General features: G+C 70.4%; 4 protein-coding genes. 2 read left to right on the top strand and 2 right to left on the bottom strand.

Features of this window, described 5'->3' with window-relative positions:
• The first annotated feature begins 363 nt into the window (after positions 1-363).
• Positions 364-987 carry a hypothetical protein gene (locus tag ACWF94_RS35835; protein WP_453498528.1) on the top strand — a complete coding sequence of 208 codons (624 nt, stop codon included), beginning with the start codon at positions 364-366 and terminating at the stop codon, positions 985-987.
• A 264-nt stretch (positions 988-1,251) separates the two neighbouring features.
• Here the strand turns inward: ACWF94_RS35835 and ACWF94_RS35840 are convergent, their stop codons facing one another.
• Complete coding sequence (locus tag ACWF94_RS35840; protein WP_453498531.1) at positions 1,252-2,286, bottom strand: RDD family protein; 1,035 nt, start codon at positions 2,284-2,286, stop codon at positions 1,252-1,254.
• 120 nt (positions 2,287-2,406) lie between these two features.
• On the opposite strand from ACWF94_RS35840, the gene ACWF94_RS35845 reads away from it, so the two are divergent.
• On the top strand, positions 2,407-3,414 hold the full coding sequence (locus ACWF94_RS35845) for a stage II sporulation protein M (protein WP_453498534.1): 1,008 nt from the start codon (positions 2,407-2,409) through the stop codon (positions 3,412-3,414).
• 200 nt (positions 3,415-3,614) lie between these two features.
• On the opposite strand, the gene ACWF94_RS35850 is transcribed toward ACWF94_RS35845, so the two are convergent.
• On the bottom strand, positions 3,615-3,844 hold a 230-nt coding region (locus tag ACWF94_RS35850), incomplete at its 5' end, for a hypothetical protein (RefSeq protein ID WP_453498537.1).

A 3,844-nucleotide genomic window follows, 5' to 3' on the forward strand; every position in this document is an offset into this window, starting at 1 on the left:
GCCGCGGCCACGCGGTCGTCCAGTGGCCTCGGTCAGCGTGGACTCCACGGGAGCGGTGACCACCACCACGGCATCCCCGTCCCGAACCGACCCCGGCGCCCCCACCACCTACGGCACCAGACAGGTCCCCGCACCCCCGTGACGGGGTCCTGCCACTACCGCCGACGGCTCTGACTCCAGGTCCAGGTCTCACCGAGACGCCCCGGTCCCACCGGGCGTGCGCGACCCGGTACCCCGGTCCCACGCACTCCCGAAAGCTCCGGCCTCCCGAAAGCCACCGATTCCCCGGAACCCCCCGGCAGGGGCCTTCACCGCTCCCCTGGCCCGCCCCACTCCTCACCGCACAAGGACTCCCACGCCCCCATGCCCCGCGGCCGGTATTCGCTCCACGATCCCCACGATCACACCCCCCTCGGCGACGAACACTTCCACTGCGCCCCCGGCCCTTCCGGCTGGCGCTATGTCTCCCAGCTCACCACCCCCTCCGGCGACCGCACCGGCTCCGTCGACCTCGCCATCGACGACCTCGGCCGCCCTATCCGTCTCGAACTCCACGCCGCGAACTGGCAGGTCCGTGGTGCCGCCCTGGACGGTGTCACCTGGGTCCGGACCGACCCCACCGGCACCCATGCCACCGAAGGCAATGTCCGCGCACATACCTTCACCGGCACTTCCCCCGCGTTCCTCGTCGCGCTCGCCCGTCTGCTGCGTCTCACCCCCGCTTCCCCCGCCACCCGCGTCCGCCTCGTCGCGTTCACGGATCCCGTCCTCGCTCCCCGTACCCTCGACCAGTCCTGGGCCCTGATGAACAGTGAAGCGCACGCCACTGACAACGGCCCCCTGACAGTGGACGAATACCAGGTCAGCGCCCTGGACACGGGAGAACAGCACACCGTCCACATCGCCGGGGACGTGGTCCTGGCGGCACCCGGCATCGAGCTGGAGGACCTGGAGACCCCGCCCTCGGTCTTCCCCGGCAGCGGCTGACAGCAGCCGGCCCAGGGACCGACCGAAAACGATTGCGCACCGGCCCCCGCGACACATGCGCACCGGCCCCCGCGACACAACGGTCACGCGCCGCCACACCAGCCGCGGCCGATACCGACCGCCCCACGAGCAACCAACGCCTCAGCCGACCGGGACGACGGGACGCGAGCACGACTCTCGGTGGTGCACTCCACCGCCCTCCCGGCGGCCCGCTCGCCCGCCCTCCCGGCGGCCCGCCCGTGCCGGTCCACGCCACCCCAGCGGCTACACCGGCGGCGCGAACCCCGTCGAACGCCCCCCGCCGTCGCCCGAAGCTCCCGCCCCCGGCTCCCGTACCGCCTCCCGGCCCCGGCCCTGGGCCGGACTCCCGCCAGTGCCCTGCTCCCCAGACCGCCGCACCGGCCCGGCACCCGGACCCGCCTCCAGCACCCAGCCGGCCCCTTGTGTCACGGGCGCCGGGCCGACGACGCCCTCACCACCGGCACCACCCTCGCGCCGCCCCGAGGCCACCCCCGAACCGGGCGCCCATTCCCCACGCGGCCCCGCGCCCCCACCCCCGAGCGCCCGCTTTGCGTCCCGCGACTGCCGCTCGTTCACCACGGCCGCGAGATAGGCGGCAGGCGGCACGCCCTGAGGGGGAGGCCCTCCCGTACGTTCCGCCAGATCTCCGGCCAGCCGCTCCGCCATCGACCAGCTCACAGCGGGATCGAGCTGCCCCATCCGCGTCAGATACTGACGTATCGCCAGCCACAGATGGTCCGGCACCGCGGAGAGATCCAGCTCCCTGAACCGCCCCACGAGCCACGGTGGCGGAGGCGGCACCGCCGTTCCCCGCCCGCTCGGCACCCGCTCCCGTATCACCAGCGTCCCCGCGAACACATCCCCGATCCGCCGCCCCCGCGCGGACACCAGGGAAGCGATACAGGCGACGACCCCGAACGTCATCAGGATCTCCACCACGCCCATCGCCCCACGCACCAGCGCATGGCGGAACCGGATCGGCCCCCCGTCGTCGCGTACCACCCTCAGCCCACAGGCCAGTTTTCCCAGCGAACGCCCATGGCTCAGAGTCTCCACCGCTATCGGCGCACCGACCAGGACCAGCAGAAACGTCGCGATCGTCACCGCCATGACAGCCGCTTCGTCCAGCGACGCGGTCGCCAGCGCGAGCGCTATGGAGATCAGCAGATACGCGGCCCACACCACCGCCATGTCGATCGCCAGGGCCAGCGCGCGACTCGGCAGTTTCGCCGGGTTCAGCCCCAGGACGACCGCGTCCCCCGTCACCAGCGCACTCACTGCTACCGCCCTCCGCCGTCGACCTTCCTGCCCCTCCGGCTGCTCAGTCTGCCAAGCTGACCGGCAGCGCGCCGCAGTAGTACGAACCGTACGCACCCAGTGCCTGGAGCAGCACCGACCATGGACCTCGACGTCTTCGTGACCGCCCACCGTGCCGAGTGGGACCGTCTGGAACACCTCCTGCGCCGGGGCCGTCATCTCACCGGCGCCGAGGCCGACGAACTCGTCGCCCTCTACCAGCGCACCGCCACCCATCTCTCCCTCATCCAGTCCACCGCCCCGGACCCGATGCTGACCGGCCGGCTCACCCAGCTCGTCGCCCGCACCCGCGCGACGGTCACCGGCACCCGCCGCGCCACCTGGCGCGACGCGGTTCGCTTCCTCACCGCGGGGTTCCCGGCGGCCGTCTACCGCTCACGCCACTGGTGGATACCGACCGCAGTCCTCTCCACCCTCCTCGCCGCGCTCATCGGCTGGTGGATCGGCGTCCACCCCGAGGTCCAGTCGGCGATCGCACCCCCCGATGATCTGCGCGAGCTGACCCGCCCCGGCGGCGAATACGAGACGTACTACTCCAGCAACCCGGCGGCGTCCTTCGCCGCGCAGGTCTGGACGAACAACGCCCAGGCCGCCGCCATGTGCCTCACCCTGGGTGCGTTCCTGTGCCTCCCGGTGATCTGGATCCTCTTCCTGAACATGCTGAACCTGGGCGTGGGCATCGGCCTGATGTCCGCCGCCGGGCGCCTGGACACCTTCCTCGGCCTGGTCCTCCCGCACGGCCTCCTCGAACTCACCGCCGTCTTCGTCGCGGCCGGCACGGGACTACGCCTCGGCTGGACCGTCATCGACCCCGGCCCCCTCTCCCGCCGAACCGCCCTCGCCCAGCAGGGCCGGGCCGCCCTCGGCATGGCCCTCGGACTCGCCCTCGTCCTCTTCATCTCCGGCGTGATCGAAGGCTTCGTCACCCCCTCCGGCCTGCCCACCTGGACCCGGATCGCCATCGGCGTCGCGGCCGAACTGGCATTCCTCGCCTACGTCTACATCCTGGGCGGACGAGCGGCCCGGGCCGGCGACACCGGCGACGTCCATATGACCGACCGCAGCGCCGAGCTACCGGTTGCCGCCTGATGTGCGTCCGACCCCGCTGACCTGCTACTGTCCTCTTCGCCCACAAAACCGTTGACACGGCATGCGTGGGGAGGTAGATTTGAACGGTTGCCTCGGACTGGACACAGTCGAGAGCAACCCCTAGTATCTCTCTCGCTCTCACCGGGAATCGAGATTTCCCGCAGAGCCAATCGACTCTCTATCCAGATCGCGAAGACTGTTCACTCAGTCAATTCGCGTCTGATAAAGTCGGAATCAGCCGAAAGGCGAAAGACCTCTCCAACGGTCATCGGATTGAATTCCAGGTCCCGGAAACGGAACTGGGAATTGGTCTGGTAGAGTCGGAGATGCAAGATCGGAAGGGAAGCGCCCGGAGGGCCTGGTGAGACAGGTTCGATGGAAGTGTTCGTTCCTTGAGAACTCAACAGCGTGCCAAAAGTCAACGCCAGAT

The organism is Streptomyces sp. NPDC055078 (assembly GCF_053607985.1).